The organism is Mesorhizobium sp. C268A (assembly GCF_040324475.1).
In the GTDB taxonomy this organism is placed as follows: domain Bacteria; phylum Pseudomonadota; class Alphaproteobacteria; order Rhizobiales; family Rhizobiaceae; genus Mesorhizobium.
In genome coordinates this window covers 263,320-285,743 of the sequence record NZ_JAMYVX010000003.1, presented here as the reverse complement: position 1 = coordinate 285,743, position 22,424 = coordinate 263,320, and the positions used below count along the sequence as shown (strand labels likewise).

Below are 22,424 nucleotides of genomic sequence, written 5' to 3'. Positions count from 1 at the left end.
TCATTTGTGCTGGACTGGCATCGCCCGGTCCGGGACAATACATCTCCATCGACTCAAAGCCCTTCGAGCAATTTGAAACATCATGGCGGATGACAAACTTCCACGCGATCCCCTGAGGCGCGAAGCAGCGCTCGCTGCTGCGCGCCCGGAGGCGCCGGCGCGGCCGTTCATCCATCTGCGCGTGCATTCGGCGTATTCGCTGCTCGAGGGCGCCTTGCAGGTCGCCGCCGTTGTCGGTCATGCAGTCAAGGACGAGTGCCCGGCAATCGCAGTCACCGACACAAACAATCTGTTCGGCGCGCTGGAATTTGCCCAGAAGGCGGTGAAGGAAGGCATCCAGCCGATTATCGGTTGCCAGATCGATCTCGCCTTTTCCGGCGAGACCAGCGACGCGCAGCGCGACCGCCGCCGCCATGGTCCGGAGATGCACGCCGTGGTGCTGCTCGCCGCCACCGAGGCCGGCTACAGCAACCTCGTCAGGCTGGTCAGCCAGGTCTATCTGGAGACGCCGCCGGGCGAGCCCGTGCATCTGACGTCAGCAATGCTGGAAGGCCATAGCGATGGCCTGATCTGCCTCAGCGGCGGGCCGCGCGGCCCGATCGGCCGGGCGCTGAAGGAGGATCGCCGAGATCTTGCCGAGACGCGGCTTCTGGCACTCAAGGCGCTGTTCGGCGACCGGCTCTATGTCGAGCTGGACCGTGTTTCCGGTTATGACCGCGCTATCGAGAAATCATCGGTCGACCTTGCCTATATCCATGATCTGCCGCTGGTCGCCACGAATGAGGCGTTCTTCGCCGCCCGCGACGACTATGACGCGCATGATGCTCTGATCGCCATTGCCGAGGGTTCGGTGGTTGCCGCCGACAACCGTCGCCGGCTGACTTCGGACAATTTCCTGCGCAGCCAGGCGGATATGGCGCGGCTGTTCGCCGACCTGCCGGAAGCGATCGACAACACCGTCGAGATCGCGCTGCGCTGTTCCTATTATCCCAAGACCCGCAATCCGATCCTGCCACGCTTTACCGGCGGCGATGTCGCCGACAATGAGGTGGCGCTGAAAGCGGAGGCCGATGAGCTACGCCGGCAGGCGCATGAGGGGCTCGAGGCGCGGCTGGCTGCGCATGGGCCCACTTCCGGCTACACGGTCGAACAATACCGCGAGCGGCTCGATTTCGAACTCTCCATCATCGAGAAGATGAAGTTTCCCGGCTATTTCCTGATCGTCGCCGACTTCATCAAATGGGCCAAGGCGCAAGGCATTCCGGTCGGGCCGGGCCGTGGTTCGGGCGCCGGATCGCTGGTCGCTTATTCCACGACCATCACCGACATCGATCCGCTGCGCTTCTCGCTGCTGTTCGAGCGCTTCCTCAACCCCGACCGCGTGTCGATGCCCGACTTCGACATCGACTTCTGCCAGGACCGGCGCGAAGAGGTCATCCGCTACGTCCAGCAGAAATATGGCCGCGACCAGGTTGGGCAGATCATCACCTTCGGTACGCTGCAGGCGCGCGCGGTGCTGCGCGACGTCGGCCGCGTGCTGCAAATGCCTTACGGCCAAGTCGACAAGCTCTCCAAAATGGTGCCGCAGAACCCCGCCAATCCGGTCAAGCTGGCGGATGCCATCGCCAACGAGCCGCGCTTTGCCGAGGAGGCCGAGAAGGAGCCAATCGTGCAGACGCTGCTCGATATGGCGCAAAAGCTGGAAGGGCTCTACCGCCACGCTTCGACGCACGCCGCCGGCATCGTCATCGGCGACCGGCCCTTGTCGGAACTGGTGCCGATGTACCGCGATCCGCGCTCCGACATGCCGGTCACCCAGTTCAACATGAAATATGTCGAACAGGCCGGGCTGGTGAAGTTCGACTTCCTCGGCCTGAAGACGCTGACCGTGCTGGAGACGGCAGTGAAGCTGATCCGCCGGCGCGGCATCGAGATCGACCTGGCGACGATCCCGCTCGACGACCCTGAAACCTACGCCATGCTGTCGCGCGGCGAAGTGGTCGGTGTGTTCCAGGTGGAAAGTGCCGGTATGCGCAAGGCGCTGATCGGCATGCGGCCCGACTGTATCGAGGACATCATCGCGCTGGTGGCGCTCTACCGCCCCGGCCCGATGGAGAACATCCCGACCTACAACGCCAGAAAGCATGGCGAAGAGGAGATGGCCTCGATCCATCCCAAAATCGACTATCTGGTGAAGGAGACGCAAGGCGTCATCGTCTACCAGGAACAGGTGATGCAGATCGCGCAGGAGCTGTCGGGGTATTCGCTCGGCGAAGCCGACCTGCTGCGCCGCGCCATGGGCAAGAAGATCCGCGCCGAAATGGACAAGCAGCGCGAGCGCTTCGTCACTGGTGCGGTCGAACGCGGCGTCGGCAAGCCGCAGGCCGACTTCATCTTCGACCTTCTGGCCAAGTTCGCCGACTACGGCTTCAACAAATCGCACGCGGCCGCCTACGCCGTCGTGTCCTACCAGACCGCCTATCTCAAGGCGCATTACCCCGTCGAGTTCCTGGCGGCGTCGATGACGCTCGACATGGGCAATACCGACAAACTCGCCGATTTCCGCCAGGATGCGCTGCGTCTCGGCATCGAGGTGGTGGCGCCGTCGGTGATGACCAGCTTCCGCAATTTCGAGGTCGGCGAGAACCGCATCTATTATTCGCTGGCGGCACTCAAGGGCGTTGGCGACGCGGCGGTCGAGCACATCGTCGCCATGCGCGGCGAAAAGCCGTTCAAGAATCTCGCCGATTTCTGTGAAAGGGTCGATCCCAAGATCGTCGGCAAGCGCGTCTTCGAAAGCCTGATCATGGCCGGCGCGCTCGACTGCTTCGGCCACGACCGCGCCCAGATGATGGCCGGCGTCGAACGGATGATGGGGCTGGCTTCTCTGGCGCAGCAGAATGCCATTTCGGGCCAGCACGACATTTTCGGCGCGTCGCTCGGCGCGCAACAGCAGGCGCTCAATTTGCCGCAGACCGATCCGTGGCTTGCCGCCGACCGGCTGCACCGCGAATTCCAGGTCGTCGGCTTCTATCTTTCGGCGCATCCGCTCGACGAGTACAAGGCGGCCCTGCAGAAGATGCGCGTGCAAAACTGGGGCGAGTTCTCGGCTGCGGTCAAACGCGGTGCCGCCGCGGGCCGGCTCGCCGGCACCGTCACCACCAAGCAGGAGCGCAAGACCCGAACCGGCAACAAGATGGGCGTCATCGCCTTTTCCGACACATCTGGCCAATATGAAGCCGTGCTGTTTTCGGAAGGGTTGGCGCAGTATCGCGATCTGCTCGAGCCCGGACGTTCGGTGGTGATCACCGTTTCGGCCGAGGATAGGCCCGAAGGGGTCAATCTGCGCATCCAGACGGTGCAGTCGCTGGAGGATGAGGCCAGCCGTATCCAGAAGGCGCTGCGCATCTTCGTGCGCGATGCGGCTCCGATCGGCATGCTGGCCGGCCAACTGGCGGTAAAGGGCGAGGGCCAGGTCAGCTTCGTGCTGATCAAGGAAGCCGGGCAAGGTGAGATCGAGATCGAATTGCCCAATCGCTACCGCATCTCGCCGCAGATCGCGTCGGCCATGCGCGCGGTGCCGGGTGTGGTCGAAGTCGAGCTCGTCTAGGCTGCGCTGATATACACGGCAATCGCATCGACGTCGGCCAGTGCATGACGGCATAAAGATGCTCTGGGCCTGACATTGCAGCCGATAGGGCCAGCGTGCGGGGCGTGGTTGACCTGACCTTCCTTTGAACCACATGCGTTGAGCAGAAACTTCAAAGGAACGCACAATCATGCCCAGCCGCGAACGCGTCGAAGCCTTCCTCAAGGAGGTGGTCGAAGGCAGCCATGTCAAGGCGATCGCCGACTTCTACCATGACGATGCCACCATGCAGGAAAATCTCGGCGTCCCGCGGCGCGGCAAGGAAACACTGATGGCGCATGAGCAGGCAGCACTCGACCGGATCGAGAAGATGCACACCCATCCTGTCCAGACATTCCTGGTCGATGGCGACAATGTCGCCATCCGCTGGACCTTCGACCGTGTCGACAAGGCCGGCACCGTGCGCCGGCTGGAAGAGGTGGCCCTGCAGCGCTGGCGTGGTGACCGGATTGCGGAGGAGCGGTTCGTCTACGACACCGCCTCGGCCTGGCGCCTTGTCGGGCCGGAAGGCAAGGTGGTGGAGGGCTGACGATCACCGGGTCAGATCATGATGAGATTTGGTTGAAATCTCATCATGATCTAACCCTTTGTTGGAGCATGATCTTTTCCGCAAACCGGCACCCACTTTTTGGGATCATGCTCTAGACGGCCCCGGCTGGGACCGTTACGCACTTAGTGATGAAAGCAGCCGAGAAGGACGGATCGCAGCAAAGCTCAGCGATGGCGCGGCTGCGTGACAGGCTGCGCAAGCTCTATCACGGACGCACGCCGGCGGCGTTCCGGTTTCAACTGGTGGCGGTCATCATCGACCTCGCCATCATCGCCTTCTTCGTTGCCACGCCGGTGCTCCAGGACAAGCCGTCATTCCTGTGGCTCGACTATACCGTCGCGGCCTTGGTCGCTGCCGACCTGATTGCCCGGCTGTTAGCCTCCAACGACATGCTGCGGCTGATAAAACAGCCGACGTCATAGGTCGATGTCTTCATCCTTTTGACGCTGCTGATGCCGACGGCGTTGGCAAATCTGGCGTTCCTGCGCATCCTGCGGCTGTGGTCGCTGTCGCGCAGCGGGTCGCTGTGGCGGCATTTCGAAATGCGTGGCTTAAGGCCTTGGCGCGAGGCGAGCCACGCGGTCATCAACCTGTTGACGTTCCTGTTCGTCATCACCGGCTTCGTCTACACCTTCTTCTTTCGCACCGGCGCCGGCCTCGAAAACTACATTGATGCGCTTTATTTCACCGTCGCCACGGTGACGACGACCGGTTTCGGCGACATCGTGCTGCCGGGCATAGCCGGCAAGCTGACCGCGATCGTCACTATGATCATCGGCATCTCGCTGTTCGTCAGACTGGCGACGGCGATTTTTCGACCCGCCAAGGTGTTCTTTCCCTGTCCGCAATGCGGACTGCAACGGCATGAGCCGGACGCCGTGCACTGCAAGGCCTGCGGGCATCTTCTCAACATACCGGATGAGGGGAATTGACGGACCGCTACGAGGCCGCGACCTCAGCCGGCTTTGGCGCCTTGCGCTGCAGGTTGAACAGGTTGCCCATCAGGATCAGCAGGGCGCCGCCGGCTGTAAAGACGTCGATCGGTTCGCTGTAGAGCAGCCAGCCGATCAGCGCCGACAGTGGCACGCGCAGGAAATCCATCGGTGAAATCACCGTAGCGTCGGCATAGGTGAGGGCACGCGCCATGCAGAAATGCGACGACATGCCGGTGAAGGCAATCAGCAGGATCCATGGCCAGAGTTCGAGCGGGGGGTTGCGCCATTGATAAAGCGCCGGGATCAGGCCGACCACCGACTGGATGATCAGCATCCAGAAGATGATGCGCACGACGCTGTCCGTGCGGGTCAGCGACTTGACCAACACCAGCGATACGCCAAAGCACACGGCCGCGCCGAGAACGACGAGGTGACCCGGATCCATGGAGCCGACGCCGGGGCGAACGATGACCACCACGCCGATCAGGCCAAGCACGACCGCCGCAATTTTCGGGCGGGAGAGCCTTTCGCCAAGAAAGGTCACCGCCAGGATCGCGGTCCAGATCGGCGTGGTGAATTCGATCGATATGAGCACCGCAAGCGGGATCAGCGTCAGCGCATAGAGCCATGCCGCCTGGCCCGTATAGTGGATGACGTTGCGACCGAGATGGGCCAACGGGCGCTGTGTGCGCATTGCGGCGAATCCGCCGCTCATCGTCACCAGCGGCAACAGGATGAAGAAGCCGATCACCGAGCGCAGTTCCAGCACCTGGAAGACGTTGAGCTCGGCGGTGGTTGCGCGGCCAGCGACTGACATCGCCAGAAACGAGGCGATGGACAGCGCCATCCAGAACGCGGCTTTCGGGATCGATGGGGAAGGTGCCATAGGCGCTATGTCGCAAGCCGGGACTTCTATCGCAACCGTTAGGCGACGCATTCGACTGGGCCAGACCCGTTGCAAAACAGCCATGCTGGACGTGGAACCTGACGCTACGGCAGGCGTTGGTTCCCGGTATTGGCCAATTGCTGGACGCATCGTTTCTTCAACATCAACGGGGGAGAGATTCCGATGAAATCATTCGCGCGGTCTCTGCTAGCCGGCTGCCTGCTAACTGCAAGCGCCACGGCCGATGCCGACGAGGCGAATTTTCTCAGCTCCTTGCAAGGGAATTTCTCCGGCAAGGGGACAGTCAAGGTCACCACCGACGCACCGACGGTGAATGTGTCCTGCACCTTCAATTCCGACGCGACCTCGAGTTCATTGTCGCTTGACGGCAATTGCCGTGGTCTTGTCGTGGTGACGCGCGCCATCAGCGCCAATCTGAAGGCCCGCGGGGCGAAGTATACTGGCGTCTATGTCGGGTCGCGCACCGGGCCGGCACAGCTCGCCGGTAGCCGTTCCGGGAACGCGATCAGTCTCGGCATTCGCTGGGCGGCGGAGGTCAATGGTGATCGCAAGGCGCGGTTGACGGTCGAGAAAACCAGCGGCGACGGAATGCGGTTGACCGTTACCGACGTCGATCCGAAAACCGGCAACAACGTGGTGACGAGCCGCATCGATCTCAAGCGTATCTAAGCCGTCTCACTCCTCGATCGGCTCCGGCGGGTTGGCGTTGCGGCCTTTACCGAAGGTGTAGCCGGTTTCCACCGCCTTCTTGCCGAACTTGTCGCGCAGCGTGTCGATGGCGCTTTCGGCCATGGCGCGCTTGCGCGAGCCGACGTCGACGAGATCGGGCGGATCGGCCTTCTCGTCATCCGAGAGATCGCTGACACCGATGCCGAGCAGCCGGTACTTTGTCCCGTCCGCCTCCTTGCGCAACAGGTCGAGCCCGGTCTGGAAAATACGGTCGGCCAGCCTTGTCGGGTCGCCGAGCTGGCGGTTGCGGGTGCGCAGCTTGAAATCCTGCGTCTTCAGCTTCAGCACCACGGTGCGCCCGGCAATGCCTGACTTCTTCAGCCGCGCCGAGACCTTTTCCGACAATCCCCTCAGCACTGGAACCAGTTCGCCCATTTCAGCTATGTCGGTGTCGAAAGTGGTTTCGGCCGACACACTTTTCGCATCCTGGTCGGGATCGACACGGCGGTCGTCCTGGCCGCGCGAGAGATGGTAGAGCCGGGTGCCCATCACGCCATAGCGGCGCATAAGATCGGCGCGCTCCATGCGCTGCAACTGGGCGATGCTGCGGATGCCGTCGCGTTCGAGCGTTGCGGCAAAAGCCTTGCCTACGCCCCAGATCAGCGTCACTGGCTGTTCGGCCAGGAAACCCAGCGCCTCGGCTTCGCCGATCACCGAAAAGCCGCGCGGCTTGCGGAAATCGGAGGCAACCTTGGCCAGGAACTTGCAGTAGGAAAGGCCGGCCGAAACGGTGATGCCGATTTCCTTTTCGACGGTCTGCGCAAAGCGCGCCAGCACCACCGCCGGCGGCATGCCGTGCAGGCGCTCGGTGCCGGCAAGGTCGAGAAACGCCTCATCGATGGAGAGCGGTTCGACCAGCGGCGTGAGCGCCTGCATCAAGGCGCGGACATCGCGGCCGACGCGGACGTATTTCTCCATATTGGGCGGGATGACGACCGCTTCCGGACAGGCTTCGAGCGCCTTGAACATCGGCATTGCCGAGCGCACCCCCTTGATGCGGGCGATGTAGCAGGCGGTGGAGACGACGCCGCGCTTGCCGCCGCCGATGATCAGCGGCTTGTCCTTCAGCGCCGGATTGTCGCGCTTTTCGATCGCCGCATAGAAGGCGTCGCAATCGATATGCGCCAGATGCAGCTGGTAGAGCTCGGGATGGCGGGTGAGTCGAGGGCTGCCGCAACGCTCACAGCGCCTGGTATCGCTGCGCTGAAGGGTCAGGCAGTCGCGGCAAAAACCGTGCTCGGGATTGTTGACAGGGGCCGCCATCGCTGCGAACATAAAGAGAACAGATGCAATGGTACGTCAGGACGGAAGCCGCCACAAGCGGTTAGCCGGGAGAGAACTCATGAGCACCACCATAGCGCCGCTGGCGCCTGACCTGTGGGCGGCTTTCGAGGATCTTTTTGGCAAGCAGGGCGCCTGTTACGGCTGCTGGTGCACGCATTTCCGGATGGCGCCGGCGGTCCGAAGGGCCAAGGACAAGCAGCGCAACAAGGATCATATCAAGGCGCGTATCGAGGCCGGACCGCCGCCGGGGCTTTTGGCCTTCGAGGACGGCCAAGCGGTCGGCTGGATGCAGATCGGCCCACGCGCCGACGTGCCCGAATGGAACAATCGGGGCCGGGGCTCGGCGCCGGTCGATCCAACCGACGCCGTAGATCCCGGCGTCTGGGCCATCTCCTGCTTCTTCATCCGCGCCAGCGCGCGCGGCCGGGGCGTCAGCCACCGCCTGGTCGAGGGCGGCATCGCTTTTGCCCGCCAGAACAAGGCGCGGCTGGTCGAGGCGTGTCCGATCGACGTGTCGCGCGATTCGCGTTCGATCGGGCTGTTCGTCGGCTCGTCGCGTGTGTTTGAAAAGGCCGGCTTCGAGCGGCTCCTCGAACGCAAGGCCGGACGGCCGCTGATGCGGCTGGTGCTGTAGGCGGCAGCAATCCATAGGTCTTGTCTTGCGGCTGTGATGGTATTTTCCTACCAGTGGTAGAAGCGGTTTTGACGACTGCAATAAAGTGGAGGATCGATATGAAGCGCGTTTTGCCATTCGCTTTGCTTCTAGCCTGCAGTGCGCCGGCGCTTGGGCAGACGGTCGACAGCGAGGGCGCCAAGCAGCTTACCGACAATCTGGCGCGCTATTTCAGCAAGAAGCCGTTCGAGATCGGATTTCTGAAGGTCTCGGTCGAAGGCGACGCCTACAAGCTCGCATTCGATTTCAAGCCCGTCGTGGAACTCTTGGCAAAACAGGATGGCCTGAAGCTCGATCTCACCCCTTATACGCTGTTGACCAAACCACGCAGCGATGGCGCGTGGGATGTCTCAGGCAATCTGGCGCCGGAAGGGTCGATGGAGTTCAACGGCCCTCAGGGGCCGCAAAGCATGAAGATGTCTATCAAGGGCGGGAAGTTCGTTGGTGTCTACGATCCCGAGTTGGCGGCTTTCAGCAGCGCCACGTCGTCACTTGAAGGCATGAATATGACGTCGCAGGACGCCAGGCAGCGCACGGAGATGAGTTCTGGTGCTGGAACCGCCACAATGAGCGCTACCAAGGGCGCAAATGGCGGTGTCGATTTTAGCATGGTTCAGACGATTGCCGATTTTGCAGAGGTCATCACGATCGACAACCCCAACAGCGGGCAGAAAATCCCGCTGACGGTCAAGTCGCCCGAATTTTCGGTCGACGCGAAAGGCAAGGGGCTGCGCACGAAGCCTATTCTGGACCTGTTGGCTTTCGCCGTGGCCAATGAGGACGAGGCGAAACTGAAAGCCAATCAGGCGGAGCTCAAGTCGCATCTTCTGACCGCGCTGCCGATATGGGAGCGGATTGATGGGGCTTACAGTCTCAAGGATTTCAGCGTCGGCAGCCCGATCGGCAGTTTCGGCGCAGCAACACTCGGCATCGCCTTCGGCATGGACGGTGTCTCGCGCAACGGGACGATCAGCTACGGGATCAAAGCGTCTGGGCTCTCGATACCGCAAAATCTTGTTCCAGCCTGGAGCGTCGCGCTGTTGCCCACCGACATCGACCTCAATTTCGGTGGGGCCAACATCGATCTCGACACAATGGCCAAGAAGGCTATCGAGGCCTTCGATCTCAACAACAACCCGCCGCTTTCGGCGGATTTCGGCGACGGCGTGAAGAAAGATTTTCTGGCGAACGGCCCCAAGATCCTCATCGGCCACAGCACGGTCAAGGGCGGCGGTGCCGAAATCGGGCTGGAGGGCGATATGACGTTTCCCGATGGCGAGAAGCCCGATGCCAACGTGACGATCGACGTGACCGGCTACGACAAGATCGTGGCAAGCCTGCAGGAGGCGGCGAAGACCTACCCGCAGGCCTCACAGGCTTTTACCGGCGCCTTGGCCATCAAGGGATTTGCCAAGACGCTGCCGGATGGCCGTATCGAATGGGTGATCAACGCCAGGCACGATGGGTCGGTGACGGTCAACGGCGCCATGCTGAAGGGGCCGGATCCGGTCGTGGAAGACAACACCGATCAGAATGCGATCCCTGGCGAGGGCAACAATGGCGGAGCAGGGGCGAAGCTGCAGCCTTGATCGCCAAGCTTGGAGGCGCTTGGGCTTAGAGCCCGAGCGCGCTCGCGATCTTCGGCGCGGCCTCGTGCCAGTCCTCGACGGAGATGATGTCGTCCGGCACCGGCGGCAGGAAGGCGCGCAGCGAATTGTCGGCCATCAGGTGGAAGAGATGGGCGTCGGCAACCGAGTTGCGTGCCGAGATGAGGTTGGCGGGCTGGTCGTCGACAAAGGCTACCGGCCGGCCGTTCTTGCCGCGCAGTTTCGCCACCGCCGGTCCCTTGGCCATTTCGGTGGTCAACAGCGGATAGGGCAGACCGAGCGCATCGAGATGGGCGCGGCGGGCGGCGCGATGCCGGTGCGGCATGGCGGTCAAAAGGACGATCTCGGCGCGGTCGCCAAGGCTGGCAAGCGCTTGTTCGGCACCGTCGGTAACGCTCTGCCAGTCGGCCTGCGTATCGAAGAAATCTCCGAGAAGTGCCGTCACCTCCGGCTGTTCGATCAGCCGGCCGCTCGCCGTTTCGGCAATGTTGCCGGTGAGACGGAAGGAGGCCAGGGTCAGGCCGAAGCCGCGCGATTTCAGGAAATGCGGAAACGGCCGGATGAATTCGAGCAGGACATCGTCGACATCGAGGATCAGCAGAGGCCGGTCGTCGGCTGCAAGTTCGGCGATCTGGCGTGCCGTCTCGGGATCGTCGCTCATATCGAATGCTCATGGTCGTCGCCGCCAAGAGGCAGCGCGCGCAACGCCTTGCCGACTGAGGCAGGCGGGGTGCCGGTTTCCTCGGCAAAGCGCAGCAAGGTCGGCTCGTGGGCGAGGATGAACTGCAGCACGCCGGCAAGGAATCCCGGTTCGGCCGCGGCGCGGCGGATGGCGGACGCCTCGATGCCGGTGATGGCCAGGAAGCGCGGCAGGAGTTCGGGGTCGGCGGCGACGAAGCCCAGTGCCTTCACGGCAATGGTTTCCGCTTCCTCGCGCATTGACGCTGCGTTTGCCATCACTACCTTCTCGTTGCGGAAATGAGTCTCTTTTCCGCAGTAATCGCAAGCGTCGCCTGCGGCAAGCCACAGCCCCGATCCAATGTGGTTTTCGAGGTGGAATCCGAATGGCTTTTGCCGCTTCGGGTTTCCGTTTCGTCAATCATATTGCCTTAAGAGTGGGCGAGGGTTTGGTGTGCTTCGACAAGGGCGCATGGCGGCAGGGCTTCGGGCAGAAGCCTGGCCGGGACGGGAAATCGATGCCTAAGAAGGTCATGATCGTCGAGGACAACGAGCTCAATATGAAGCTCTTTCGCGACCTCATCGAAGCCAGCGGTTACGAGACGGTTCGCACGCGCAACGGGCTCGAGGCGCTCGATCTGGCGCGCCAGCACAGGCCCGACCTGATCCTGATGGACATCCAGCTGCCCGAAGTGTCGGGGCTGGAAGTGACGAAATGGCTGAAGGAGGACGACGACCTCCATTCCATTCCGGTCATCGCCGTCACCGCCTTCGCAATGAAGGGCGACGAGGAACGCATTCGCCAGGGCGGTTGCGAGGCCTACATCTCCAAGCCGATCTCGGTGCCGCGTTTCATCGAGACGATCAAATCTTATCTCGGTGATGCCTGATGCCTTCACCCATTCCAGCCGGAGCCTTGTGACATGACCGCGCGGATCCTCGTCGTCGACGACATCCCTGCCAATGTCAAACTTCTCGAGGTTCGGCTGCTGGCCGAATATTTCGAGGTGCTGACGGCCTCCAACGGGCCGGATGCGATCGAGACCTGTGAAAACGGCAAGGTCGATGTCGTGCTGCTCGACGTGATGATGCCCGGCATGGACGGGTTCGAGGTCTGCAAGCGGCTGAAAAGCGATCCGGCGACCGCGCATATACCGGTGGTCATGGTGACCGCGCTGGGCCATGTTGCCGACCGGGTGCGCGGCCTCGAGGCAGGCGCCGACGACTTTCTCACCAAGCCGGTCAACGATCTGCAACTGATGACGCGGGTGAAGAGCCTGGTCAGGCTGAAGTCGCTGACCGACGAGCTGCGGCTGCGCGCATCGACCACCCGCAACATCGGCATCGAGGCGCTGTTGAGCCGCAGCTTCGCGTCGGAGGACGCCACGCCGAAGGTGCTGTTGATCGACGAGCGCAAATCGTCGGTTGAGCGCATCCAGAACATGCTGCGCGGCAGCGCCGAGCTCGACATTGCCGCCGATCCGCATGCCGGCTTCTTCCAGGCCGCCGAGGCGCCCTATGAGTGCGTGCTGATCTCGACCGGTTTTACCGATTTCGATCCGCTGCGGTTGTGTTCGCAATTGCGTTCGCTCGACCGCACCCGCTTCCTGCCGATCATCCTGATTGCCGACGAAGGCGAGGAGGGCCGCATCATCAGAGGCCTCGAACTCGGCATCAACGACTATCTGATGCGGCCGATCGACCAGCAGGAGCTGACGGCGCGGCTGCGTACGCAGGTGCGGCGCAAGCGCTATAACGATCAGCTGCGCGCCAGCGTCGCCCAGACCATCGAGATGGCGGTGACCGACGCATTGACCGGGCTGCACAACCGCCGCTACCTCGACAGTCATCTGCAGACGCTGTTCGACCGCGCCGTGGCGCGGCGGCGGCCTCTGTCGGTGATGATCACCGATCTCGACCGCTTCAAGACCGTCAATGACTCGCATGGCCATGATGGCGGCGACGATGTGCTGCGCGAGTTCGCAAGGCGGCTGCGCAAGAACGTCAGGGGCATCGACCTTGCCTGCCGCTTCGGCGGCGAGGAATTCGTCGTTGTGATGCCGGACACGGACGGCGCGGTGGCGGAGAAGGTTGCCGAGCGCATTCGCGCCGAAATCGCCCAGCTGCCGTTTGCCATCGGCCCTGAAGGCAAGGCGATCGAAGTCACGGTCAGCGTCGGCGTGTCATCGGTTCTGAAGGGCGCGGACACGGTAGCGGCGTTGATGAAACGTGCCGACGTGGCGCTCTACGAAGCCAAAAGTGGCGGCCGCAACCGGGTCGTCGCCAAGGCAGCGTAGGCTAGACCACCGATTATGCAGTCAATCGGACAGGGTTAGGAATTTACCTTAATCCAAGCGATTCGGCAGGCTTGGTTAAGAAACTATTGATTTTCAAACATTGTTGCGCAAATGTGCGGTGCAAGAACAAGGGCGATGCGGGCACGAGGGTAGACAGCCGCATCGCTTCGCCGAATACCCCATGATGCTCAGGTCCGCCGCATCTCCTGGGTCCGTGGGGTCGGCCGGCCGGCGCTGGCACATAGTGGCCTCCTCGTACCGCTGCCATACGCCGACCGGCCCCCTTTTTTGCCAAAAAATGAGATGAGCACTTCGCGCCAAACAGCGGAGGGTTCTGGCTTTCGGGGCCTTGAATCAAAAACGCCGCCCGAAGGGGCGGCGCTTTTGACAGAGCGTATGAAAACCAGATTACTTGATCTTGGTTTCCTTGAACTCGACATGCTTCTTGGCGACCGGGTCGTATTTGCGGAACGACAGCTTGTCGGTCTTGGTACGGCTGTTCTTGCTGGTCACGTAGAAGAAACCGGTGTCGGCGGTCGACAGAAGCTTGATCTTGATGTTTGCGGCTTTGGCCATTGTATCAGTCCGTTATGTTCGTGGGGTTCTGGCCGCTGGAGCGGGGGAAAACACCCGGACGCGGGAAACTTGGCGCGACACATAAAGAACGTGCCCGGAAAGTCAAGCCCGACGCCTTGCCTCTGTCGTAAGCACATGAGTTGTCCGGATTAGGTAGCACATGAGTTGTCCGGTTTTATCATCGGCCCGATGGAGGCTGAGGATGAGACGGACAGCATGGCTATAGGCCGGCGAATGTCGGGACGCTGCGAAGCGGCGGGGTTCGGCAGGGTGGATTGGTCACCCCGAACAACTCTTCGCAGGCTCAGGGCGTTCGAATCTCGAAAAAGCAAGCAATTGGCTTTTCGTCCGCTACGGACCGCTTCTCACCTCACAACGGGAGAAGGTAAGGTCGCTGCTTCCCCTCAGCGGGGCCGGATTTCTAGGCTTCTTCCTTAACTGGAAGCGCTTTCTTCCAGTCCCCGGTGGTGTTCCACCAGCGATTCGGATTGGCGCGGTCGTCCAGGCCCTTGGAGCGGCTGGCGAGGATCGGCTGGATGCGGATCACCGGCTCCTGGTAGGAATGCGCCTGGAAAATCGCCTCGACGACGCGGGCGGCGAGCACCTGGTCGTCGGGCAACTCGAACGAGACCTCGACGGTGCCGGGGCGGCGGCGCAGTTCGGTTTCGACGCCGGCGGCTGCACCTTCCAGCGGTCGGTAGCGTTCGATGCCGTGCGCCGTTTGATAGGCGTTGCGGTCGTATTTGCCCATTGCCAGCGGCGCGATCGCGACCACGGCGTCCATGATGCGGTCGACATCGGCTGCCGGGGCCTGGAAGCTGACAAGCAGCAGAAGCGTCATGCGCAGAGATGTGGTTTCAAAGCCGCTGTCGATCATCGCCGTATCCTCAAACTCGGGTTTTTTGGGACACCCTTTTAGCTGAGGTCTCCTGACACGGTTCTGTCAGCAGCGGCGACATCCCGTCAGGATTGCGCAGGCTGGCGACGGACAGGCTACCAGATCTTGCGGACCAGCCTGGCGCTGACCAAGGCGATATAGGCGGCAAAGAACAGGCCGAGCGACCAGCCGAAGCCGGAGGGCCCGAAGGCATCCATGCCGATGCCGATCGCCTGCGGGCCAAGCACCATGCCGACGCCGTAGCAGAGCACGAAGGCGGCGTTGGCCGAGGCCAGTTCATGGCCGGAGAGCTGCGAGCCCAGATGGGCAAGGCCGATCGTGTACATGGCGGCCACCACGCCGCCCCAGACGAACAGAAGCGCCGCCATCAGGTGCCAATTGCCGGCGAAGAACGGCATGAAGATGGTGCCGGCAAGTCCGACCGTGGCGCAGGCCAAAAGCAGATAGCGGCGGTCTGAGACGCGGTCGCTGATCATACCGATAGGGATCTGCAACAGCACGTTGCCGAGGCCGATCATGGTGAGCAGGAGGGCTGCATCCGCCTCGGAATAGCCGATGCGGTTGCCATAGACGGGGAACAGCGCAAAGCCGCCGGTCTCGACGGCGCCGAACACCAGCACGGCGGCGGTCGCTGTCGGCACCAGCCAGATGTAGCGCAGGAAGTTGCTGGTTTCGCCGTCAACCACGATTGTGGGACTTTCATTCCGTGCGGCCAGCACCGGGATTGCGGCCAGCGCGACCAGGACGATGATGACGCCAAACGGCAAGAAGCCGGTGCTGCCGATATGGGCGAAGATCCATGGCCCGGCGGCGAAGCCGAGCGACAGCACTGTGGCGTAGATGCCGAGCACCAGGCCGCGCCGGCGCGGCGGCGCCGAGGTGCTGATCCAGAATTCCGACAGGATGAACAGCACCGTCAGCGTGATGTGCAGCACGATGCGTAGTGGGAACCACATCCAGAAGTCCGGCGCGAAGTGGAAGCCGACAAAGGCGAGCGCGCCGGCGGCGATCATGGCGATCATCGTCCAGGCGACGCCGAAGCGCATCGCCAGCGGCGTGGCCAGCGGGGCGCCGGCGATCGAGGCGAGGCCGGCGACCGCGGTGTTGAGGCCGATCATCGATGCCGAGTGGCCGCGGCTCTCGAGAATAACGCTGAGCAGCGGCATGCCGAGGCCTATGGCGATGCCGACGACGCTGATCGACGAGATCGCGGCGATCATCGGTAGCCAATGTACGCGCTCGTCGCCCTCTTGCTGGGTATCGACCGTCATGGGATGCCTGAATACTCTGTCTGTTTGATATTGCGTAATTCCGGACGGAAAACCGCGTCACACTTTTCCTGGAATTGCTCTAAAGAATTTCGCGAACAAAGCGGTTGCGGATAAGCCGGTAGAACGGCACGGACCCACCGGGTCGCAGGCGTGGATCGCCGGCAAGCCGCGTCTCCAACTCCTGCAAGATCGTTCGGGTGATGTCGGGGATATTGGCCTCTCTGGCCTTGGCAAGCGGCAGCCAGATCAGTTCTTCCAGCTCATTGGTCGGGCCGCCACCCGGCAGTTCCACGGCGACATCGCTGCGCCAGGCGCTGAAGAAGCGGGTGTCGAAACGACGCACGCGATTGGGCGGGGTGATGGCGCGGGCGAGGAAGCGCAGCGGCGCCAGCGAAGGCTGGACGCCGTGCTCGACAAAGCCCTGCCAGTCGCGTTTGTCGGTTGCGAAAGAGCCTTTGCGGCCGATGAGCAGGCCGGCTTCCTCATAAGTCTCGCGGATGGCCGAGATCGCGATGGCACGGGCCCGCGACGGGCTGATGCGGCCGACGCCGGCGGTCAGCCTGGCTTCTTCCTCCGGAAGCAATGGGGTGGCAACGGCAATGCGGCTGTCGGCCGAATCGGTGCGGCCGCCGGGAAAGACGAACTTGCCGGGCATGAAGGCGTGGCCTGCATGGCGCCGGCCCATCAGCACCAGAATCTCGTCGCCCTCGCGGTCGAGCAGGATCAGGGTGGCGGCATCGCGCGGGCGTATGGGCAGGCCGCTGTGGGCGGCTGCGCCACGGTCCATCCTGCTGACTTCCGCCTTGGTCATACCTTCCATGCGCAGGACCTAGCGGAAACTTCTGGCAAACGAAAGTGGCCTTTCACGGTCGGCATGTTGCGCCAGGCGACATTGCCCTGACGCAAACTAGGTTCCGGGATGCGGCTCGGTGCCGTCTTTTTCGCCGCCGAAGCCGTGCATATAGAGCGCCCATTGCAGTCCGATGACGGCGCCCTTGACCGGTTGCAGCAGAGCGACCGACAGCACGATGGTCAACGGCACCCAAATGGCGATGTGCTGCCACATGGAGAGCGTCGACGTCGCCTCGACGCCCATGAAGGCGCCGAGAACGATGTGGCCGACGATGACGATGACGAGATAAGCGGGCAGGTCGTCGGCGCGGTGGTGGTGGAACTCCTCACCGCACGCGGCGCATTTGTCGACGCTTTTGGTGAAGCCGGCGAATAACCTGCCTTCGCCGCAATGCGGGCAGCGGCCAAGGGCGCCGCGCTTCATCGCCGTCCACAGCGGGCGGGCGACTCGGCCCGAATGATGTTCGCCGCCGAAAACCTGCTTCTGGATTCCCATTTCGCTTGCCATTATCGTCTCCTGCCGCGCGACCCCGGGCGCGATTGCGACGCGCGGGCGCGGCCTTTTGCCTTGTGAAACGACCGTTTGGAGCCGGGCAGGTGCTTCGGGTCGGTCAGCATCTCGAAACGCATCGCGCCGGCCATAGGCGCCACCTCGATCAGGCGAACCTCGACGCGGTCGGCAAGCTGATAGCCCTTGCCGGTGCGTTCTCCGAACAGCGATCGCGCGGTTTCGTCATATATATAGTAATCGCCATCCAGACTTGACACCGGGATGAAGCCATCTGCGCCAAACTGCGGCAATTGGACAAATAGTCCCGATTTGGTGACGCCCGAAATGCGGGCGTCGAAGCGGTCGTCGATGCGCTCGGCGAGGTAGGCAGCGATCAGCCGGTCGACGGTGTCGCGCTCGGCCGCCATGGCGCGGCGCTCGGTGCCCGAGATCAGCACCGCGACGTCTTCCAGCCGCGTCTCTTCGTCCTGCGTCAGCCCGCCGGGGCCGAGCCCAAGTGCGGCAATCAGCCCGCGATGCACGATCAGATCGGCATAGCGGCGGATCGGCGAGGTGAAATGCGCGTAGCGCTTCAGGTTGAGGCCGAAATGGCCGATGTTCTTGGGCGAATATTCGGCCTGACTCTGCGAGCGCAGCACCACTTCGTTGACCAGCCCCTCATTGTCGGCGCCACGCACGCGCTCGAGAATCCCGTTGAACTGGGCGGGCCGCATCTGCGCGCCACGCGCCAGCGACAGGCCGAGCGTCTGCAGGAACTCGCGCAGCGATTCCTGCTTCGCCAGCGACGGCGCATCGTGGACGCGGTAGACGAGCGCCTGCTTCTTCGCTTCCAGCGTTTCGGCGGCGGCGACATTGGCCTGGATCATGAATTCTTCGATCAGCTTGTGGGCGTCGAGCCGCTCCGGGACGATGACGCGGTCGACGGTGCCGTCCGGCTTGAGCAGGATCTTGCGCTCGGGCAGATCAAGCTCGAGTGGCTGGCGGCCATCGCGGCCGCGCTTGAGGATGGCGTAGGCGTGCCACAGCGGCTTCAGCACCGTATCGAGGATCGGACCGGTCTTGTCGTCGGGCACGCCGTCTATCGCGGCCTGGGCCTGCGGATAGGCGAGCTTGGCCGTCGCCTTCATCATGACGCGGTGGAAGGTGTGGCGCAGCTTGCGGCCATCGGCGGCGAAAGTCATGCGCACGGCAAGTGCGGGACGGTCCTGGCCTTCGCGCAGCGAGCACAGGTCGTTGGAGATGCGCTCGGGCAGCATCGGCACGACGCGGTCGGGGAAATAGACAGAATTGCCGCGTTTCAGCGCCTCGCGATCGAGTGCGGTGCCATAGCGGACATAGGCCGCAACATCGGCGATCGCCACTGTGGCGATCACGCCGCCGGGGTTCTTCTCGTCGAGGTCGGGCGTGGCGAAGACGGCGTCGTCATGGTCCTTGGCGTCGGCCGGGTCGATGGTCACCAGCGGCAGGTCGCGCCAGTCCTCGCGGTGAGCAAGCGTCGCCGGCTTTACCGCCTCGGATTCGGCGATGACGTCGGCCGGGAAGATATGCGGAATGTCGTGCGCGTGGATGGCGATCATCGAGACCGCCTTTTCGCTGGTCAGCGAGCCCAGCACCGCCAGCACTTTTGCGCGCGGCAAACCATACCGGGAGGCCCGCGCCGGCTCGACCTCGACCAAATCGCCGTTCCTGGCGCCGTTCTGGAATTCCTTGTCGACGATCAGTTCGGGCTGGCGACGTTCGACCGGCTCGATTCGGAAGGTGCCGTCCCTCAGGATACGGAAGACGCCCAGCACGGCATCGGTGCGCTTCTCGAAAATCTTCATCACGCGGCCGGTATAGGCAGGCCCGGTCGCATCGTCGGTCGGGAAGGTCTTGGCCAGCACACGGTCGCCGATGCCCGGCTGCGGGCCATTGCCGCCGCGGGAGACGCGGATCGAGATCACCGGCGGTTCGCCGGTGCCGACGGCCTCCGCCGGATGCGCCAGCAGAATACCGTCGCCGTCGCGGCCGAAAATGTCGAGCACGGCGACATGGGGCAGGGCGCCGACACGGGCCAGCCGCTTGCGCTCCTTGGTCAGGATGCCTTCGTCCTGCAGGTCGCGAAGAATGTCCTTCAGCCAGATGCGGTCGTCGCCGCGCAAGGCAAACGCCTTGGCAATGTCGCGTTTTCCCGCGCGGTCGGGGTTCTCGGCGATGTAGCGCAGGATTTCGTCACGCGAGGGCCTGTAGTCGTCCTTGACCTTGGCCCTCGTGTCGGCGGTGCGCGGATCGCCGTGGCTTCTACCGGTGATCCTGCGCGCCACGCTGCTATCCCTTTTTCTTCGCCGCCGGCTTCTTGGTCGCCGACTTCTTGGCTGTGGTTTTCTTGCCAGTGGTTGTCTTGCCAGTGGTTGTCTTGGCTGCGGGGACCTTGGCGGCTGCCGCCTTGCGGAACGGCTTCTTGCCGCCGCCGCCCTTGGCTTCCTTCTCGGCGATCAGCGCCAGCGCGTCTTCGACCGTCACCGACTGCGGATCCTTGCCCTTGGGCAGCGTCGCGTTGACCTTGCCGTAGTTGACATAGGGCCCGTATTTGCCATCGCGCACGACGATCTTGCCGCCGCCATCGGGATGGTCGCCGAGTTCCTTCAGCGCGGCAGCAGTGCCGCCATTGCGGCCGCCCTTGCCCTTCAGCTGCTTCTCGGCGATCACAGTGACAGCGCGGTTGAGGCCGATCGAGAACACATCCTCGATGCTGTCGACATTGGCGTAGGTGCCATCGTGCAAAACGAACGGACCATAGCGGCCAAGCCCGGCGGAGATCATCTTGCCGGACTCGGGATGCTTGCCGATGTCGCGCGGCAGCGACAGCAGCGCCAGGGCCTTCTCATGGTCGATGGAATCAGGCGTCCAGCCCTTGGGCAGGCTGGAGCGCTTGGCTTCCTTGCCGTCGCCGCGCTGGATATAGGGACCGAAGCGGCCTGAGCGCAGCGTGATTTCCTCTGCCGTGTAGGGGTCCTTGCCGAGCACCTTGGTGCCGTCCTCGCCGCCGCCATTCTCGCCATTCGGGTTGGCGGCGTCGCCGAGCTGGCGGGTAAAGGAACATTCCGGATAGTTGGAGCAGCCGACGAAGGCGCCGAACTTGCCGAGTTTCAGCGACAGATTGCCGGAGCCGCATTTCGGGCAGATGCGGGGATTCGAGCCATCCTCCCGCGCGGGGAACACCAGCGGCGCCAGTTCCTCGTTCAGCGCATCGAGCACGTCGGTGACGCGCAGTTCCTTGATGTCGGCGACCGCGCCGGAAAAGTCTTTCCAGAAGTCGCGCAGCACGTCCTTCCAGGCGAGCTTGCCGTCGGAAATCTCGTCAAGCTTTTCCTCGAGTGAGGCCGTGAAGTCATATTCGACATAACGCTCGAAGAAGCTTTCGAGGAAAGCCGACAGCAGCCGGCCCTTGGCCTGCGGCACCAGCCGGCGCTTGTCGATGCTGACGTAGTCACGGTCTTCCAACGTCTTCAGGATCGCGGTGTAGGTCGACGGACGGCCGATGCCGAGCTCTTCCAGCTTCTTGATCAGCGACGCCTCGGAATAGCGCGGCGGCGGCTCGGTGGTGTGCTGGGTGGCATTGATCGCCTGACGGGCCAGCTGCTCGCCGGCACGGATCTCGGGCAGGCGACGGTTTTCCTCGTCTTCGGCGTCCTCGTCCTTCTGGTCGGTGTAGGCGGCGATGAAGCCGTCGAAGCGAACGACCGAACCGACGGCGCGAAGCTCCGCCGTGCGGGCGCCATTGACCGCCTCGATTTCGACCGTGGTGCGCTCGATCTCGGCCGACTGCATCTGGCTGGCGATGGCGCGCTTCCAGATCAGCTCGTAAAGCCGCAGCTGGTCGGAATCGAGATACTGCCTGACCGAAGCCGGCGTGCGCATGAAATCGGTCGGGCGGACCGCCTCGTGCGCTTCCTGGGCGTTCTTGGCCTTGGCTGTGTACTGGCGCGGCTTTTCCGGGAGGTATCTTGGGCCGAATTCCTTGGCGATGGTGCCGCGGGCGGCGTCGATCGCCTCCGGCGCCATCTGCACGCCGTCGGTTCGCATATAGGTGATCAGGCCGGTGGTCTCGCCGCCGATCTCCATGCCTTCATAGAGGCGCTGCGCCACCTGCATGGTGCGCGTCGCCGAAAAGCCGAGGCCCGACGATGCCGCCTGCTGCAGCGTCGAAGTGGTGAAGGGCGGGCCAGGATTGCGCCTTGTCGGTTTGGCTTCCACCGACAGAGCCTTGAAGGTCGCGCCTTCGAGCATGCCCTTGATATCGTCGGCCTGCGCCTTGCTGGCGATGTCGAGCTTCTGCAGCTTCTTGCGCTCGAACGCGGTCAGCCGCGCCTCGAAGCTGTCGTTGCGTGGCGTGCCGAGGAGGGCAGCGATCTGCCAGTATTCCTCGCGGACGAAACGTTCGATTTCGGATTCGCGGTCGCAGACCAGGCGCAGCGCCACCGACTGGACGCGGCCGGCCGAACGGGCGCCCGGCAATTTGCGCCACAGCACCGGCGACAGCGTGAAGCCGACGAGATAATCGAGTGCGCGGCGAGCCAGATAGGCATCGACCAATGGTGCATCGATCTGGCGCGGATTGGCCATCGCTTCCAGCACCGACGACTTGGTTATGGCATTGAAGACGACGCGGCTGACCGGCTTGTCCTTCAACACGCGCTTCTGCTTGAGCACCTCCAGCACGTGCCAGGAAATGGCTTCGCCCTCGCGATCCGGATCGGTGGCGAGGATCAGGCCATCGGCATCCTTGACCGCGTTGGCGATGTCGGTGAGACGCTTTCCGGACGCGGTGTCGACCGCCCAGGACATGGCGAAATCCTCGTCGGGACGCACCGAACCATCCTTGGCCGGCAGATCGCGGACATGGCCGAACGAGGCCAGAACCTTGAAGTTCTTGCCGAGATACTTGTTGATTGTCTTTGCCTTGGCCGGCGATTCGACGACGACGACGTCCATGAGGTCTCATATCAGCTGTGGGGCGGCAGAAGA

The 22,424-nt window shown here is 63.1% G+C and carries 18 protein-coding genes and 1 pseudogene; 8 read left to right on the top strand and 11 right to left on the bottom strand.

The genetic code is table 11. The features are described from left to right. Window positions 1-82 precede the first annotated feature (82 nt). From dnaE to NKL06_RS28290, 3 genes and pseudogenes are all read left to right on the top strand, one after another. Complete coding sequence (dnaE, locus tag NKL06_RS28300) at window positions 83-3,610, top strand: DNA polymerase III subunit alpha (RefSeq protein WP_023691153.1); 3,528 nt, start codon at window positions 83-85, stop codon at window positions 3,608-3,610. A gap of 169 nt (window positions 3,611-3,779) precedes the next feature. Further along, on the top strand, window positions 3,780-4,178 hold the full coding sequence (locus NKL06_RS28295; protein WP_023691154.1) for a nuclear transport factor 2 family protein: 399 nt from the start codon (window positions 3,780-3,782) through the stop codon (window positions 4,176-4,178). Window positions 4,179-4,327: 149 nt separating this feature from the next. Then, window positions 4,328-5,131 (top strand): annotated as a pseudogene (locus tag NKL06_RS28290) (potassium channel family protein). Between the two features lie 7 nt (window positions 5,132-5,138). Here the strand turns inward: NKL06_RS28290 and NKL06_RS28285 are convergent. Beyond that, window positions 5,139-6,020 (bottom strand): DMT family transporter, encoded by an 882-nt coding sequence (locus NKL06_RS28285; RefSeq protein WP_023691155.1) that lies wholly within the window; start codon window positions 6,018-6,020, stop codon window positions 5,139-5,141. Window positions 6,021-6,203: 183 nt separating this feature from the next. Between NKL06_RS28285 and NKL06_RS28280 the strand changes: the two genes are divergently transcribed. Next, window positions 6,204-6,710 carry a hypothetical protein gene (locus tag NKL06_RS28280; RefSeq protein WP_023691156.1) on the top strand — a complete coding sequence of 169 codons (507 nt, stop codon included), beginning with the start codon at window positions 6,204-6,206 and terminating at the stop codon, window positions 6,708-6,710. A 6-nt stretch (window positions 6,711-6,716) separates the two neighbouring features. Here NKL06_RS28280 and NKL06_RS28275 read toward each other — a convergent pair whose 3' ends face one another. Further along, the gene (locus NKL06_RS28275; protein ID WP_023691157.1) at window positions 6,717-8,045 is read right to left on the bottom strand and encodes a DNA polymerase IV; all 1,329 of its coding nucleotides are present in this window, start codon (window positions 8,043-8,045) and stop codon (window positions 6,717-6,719) included. 67 nt (window positions 8,046-8,112) lie between these two features. On the opposite strand from NKL06_RS28275, the gene NKL06_RS28270 reads away from it, so the two are divergent. Together NKL06_RS28270 and NKL06_RS28265 are read left to right on the top strand one after the other, a co-directional pair. Next, window positions 8,113-8,688 (top strand): GNAT family N-acetyltransferase, encoded by a 576-nt coding sequence (locus NKL06_RS28270; protein ID WP_023691158.1) that lies wholly within the window; start codon window positions 8,113-8,115, stop codon window positions 8,686-8,688. 98 nt (window positions 8,689-8,786) lie between these two features. Next, window positions 8,787-10,316 (top strand): hypothetical protein, encoded by a 1,530-nt coding sequence (locus tag NKL06_RS28265; RefSeq protein ID WP_023691159.1) that lies wholly within the window; start codon window positions 8,787-8,789, stop codon window positions 10,314-10,316. A 25-nt stretch (window positions 10,317-10,341) separates the two neighbouring features. Here NKL06_RS28265 and NKL06_RS28260 read toward each other — a convergent pair whose 3' ends face one another. Together NKL06_RS28260 and NKL06_RS28255 are read right to left on the bottom strand one after the other, a co-directional pair. Next, a complete protein-coding gene (locus NKL06_RS28260) occupies window positions 10,342-10,995 on the bottom strand; it encodes a hypothetical protein (protein ID WP_023691160.1) in 654 nt (217 codons plus the stop codon). Then, a complete protein-coding gene (locus tag NKL06_RS28255; RefSeq protein ID WP_023691161.1) occupies window positions 10,992-11,291 on the bottom strand; it encodes a DUF3572 domain-containing protein in 300 nt (99 codons plus the stop codon). The genes NKL06_RS28260 and NKL06_RS28255 overlap by 4 nt, the downstream gene beginning before the upstream one ends. Before the next feature lie 239 nt (window positions 11,292-11,530). Between NKL06_RS28255 and NKL06_RS28250 the strand changes: the two genes are divergently transcribed. Beyond that, entirely contained in the window at window positions 11,531-11,902 is a 372-nt protein-coding gene (locus NKL06_RS28250; RefSeq protein WP_023667574.1) for a response regulator, read from the top strand. A gap of 33 nt (window positions 11,903-11,935) precedes the next feature. Next, window positions 11,936-13,309, top strand: a complete 1,374-nt coding sequence (locus NKL06_RS28245) for a PleD family two-component system response regulator (RefSeq protein ID WP_023691162.1) — start codon at window positions 11,936-11,938, stop codon at window positions 13,307-13,309. 408 nt (window positions 13,310-13,717) lie between these two features. Here NKL06_RS28245 and rpmG read toward each other — a convergent pair whose 3' ends face one another. The 7 genes from rpmG to topA form a co-directional block, all read right to left on the bottom strand. Next, a complete protein-coding gene (gene rpmG / locus NKL06_RS28240) occupies window positions 13,718-13,885 on the bottom strand; it encodes a 50S ribosomal protein L33 (RefSeq protein WP_006201775.1) in 168 nt (55 codons plus the stop codon). Between the two features lie 421 nt (window positions 13,886-14,306). After that, window positions 14,307-14,762 (bottom strand): YqfO family protein, encoded by a 456-nt coding sequence (locus tag NKL06_RS28235; RefSeq protein ID WP_023688312.1) that lies wholly within the window; start codon window positions 14,760-14,762, stop codon window positions 14,307-14,309. A gap of 116 nt (window positions 14,763-14,878) precedes the next feature. After that, window positions 14,879-16,054 (bottom strand): MFS transporter, encoded by a 1,176-nt coding sequence (locus NKL06_RS28230; protein WP_023691163.1) that lies wholly within the window; start codon window positions 16,052-16,054, stop codon window positions 14,879-14,881. Window positions 16,055-16,133: 79 nt separating this feature from the next. Continuing rightward, a complete protein-coding gene (locus tag NKL06_RS28225) occupies window positions 16,134-16,874 on the bottom strand; it encodes an NUDIX hydrolase (protein WP_023691164.1) in 741 nt (246 codons plus the stop codon). An 87-nt stretch (window positions 16,875-16,961) separates the two neighbouring features. Further along, window positions 16,962-17,414 carry a DUF983 domain-containing protein gene (locus NKL06_RS28220; protein WP_027050375.1) on the bottom strand — a complete coding sequence of 151 codons (453 nt, stop codon included), beginning with the start codon at window positions 17,412-17,414 and terminating at the stop codon, window positions 16,962-16,964. Continuing rightward, window positions 17,414-19,720: a ribonuclease R gene (gene rnr, locus NKL06_RS28215; protein WP_023691165.1), complete on the bottom strand. Its 2,307-nt coding sequence runs from the start codon at window positions 19,718-19,720 to the stop codon at window positions 17,414-17,416. The genes NKL06_RS28220 and rnr overlap by 1 nt, the downstream gene beginning before the upstream one ends. A 4-nt stretch (window positions 19,721-19,724) precedes the next feature. Then, entirely contained in the window at window positions 19,725-22,391 is a 2,667-nt protein-coding gene (gene topA, locus NKL06_RS28210; protein WP_023691166.1) for a type I DNA topoisomerase, read from the bottom strand. Between the last annotated feature and the right edge of the window lie 33 nt (window positions 22,392-22,424).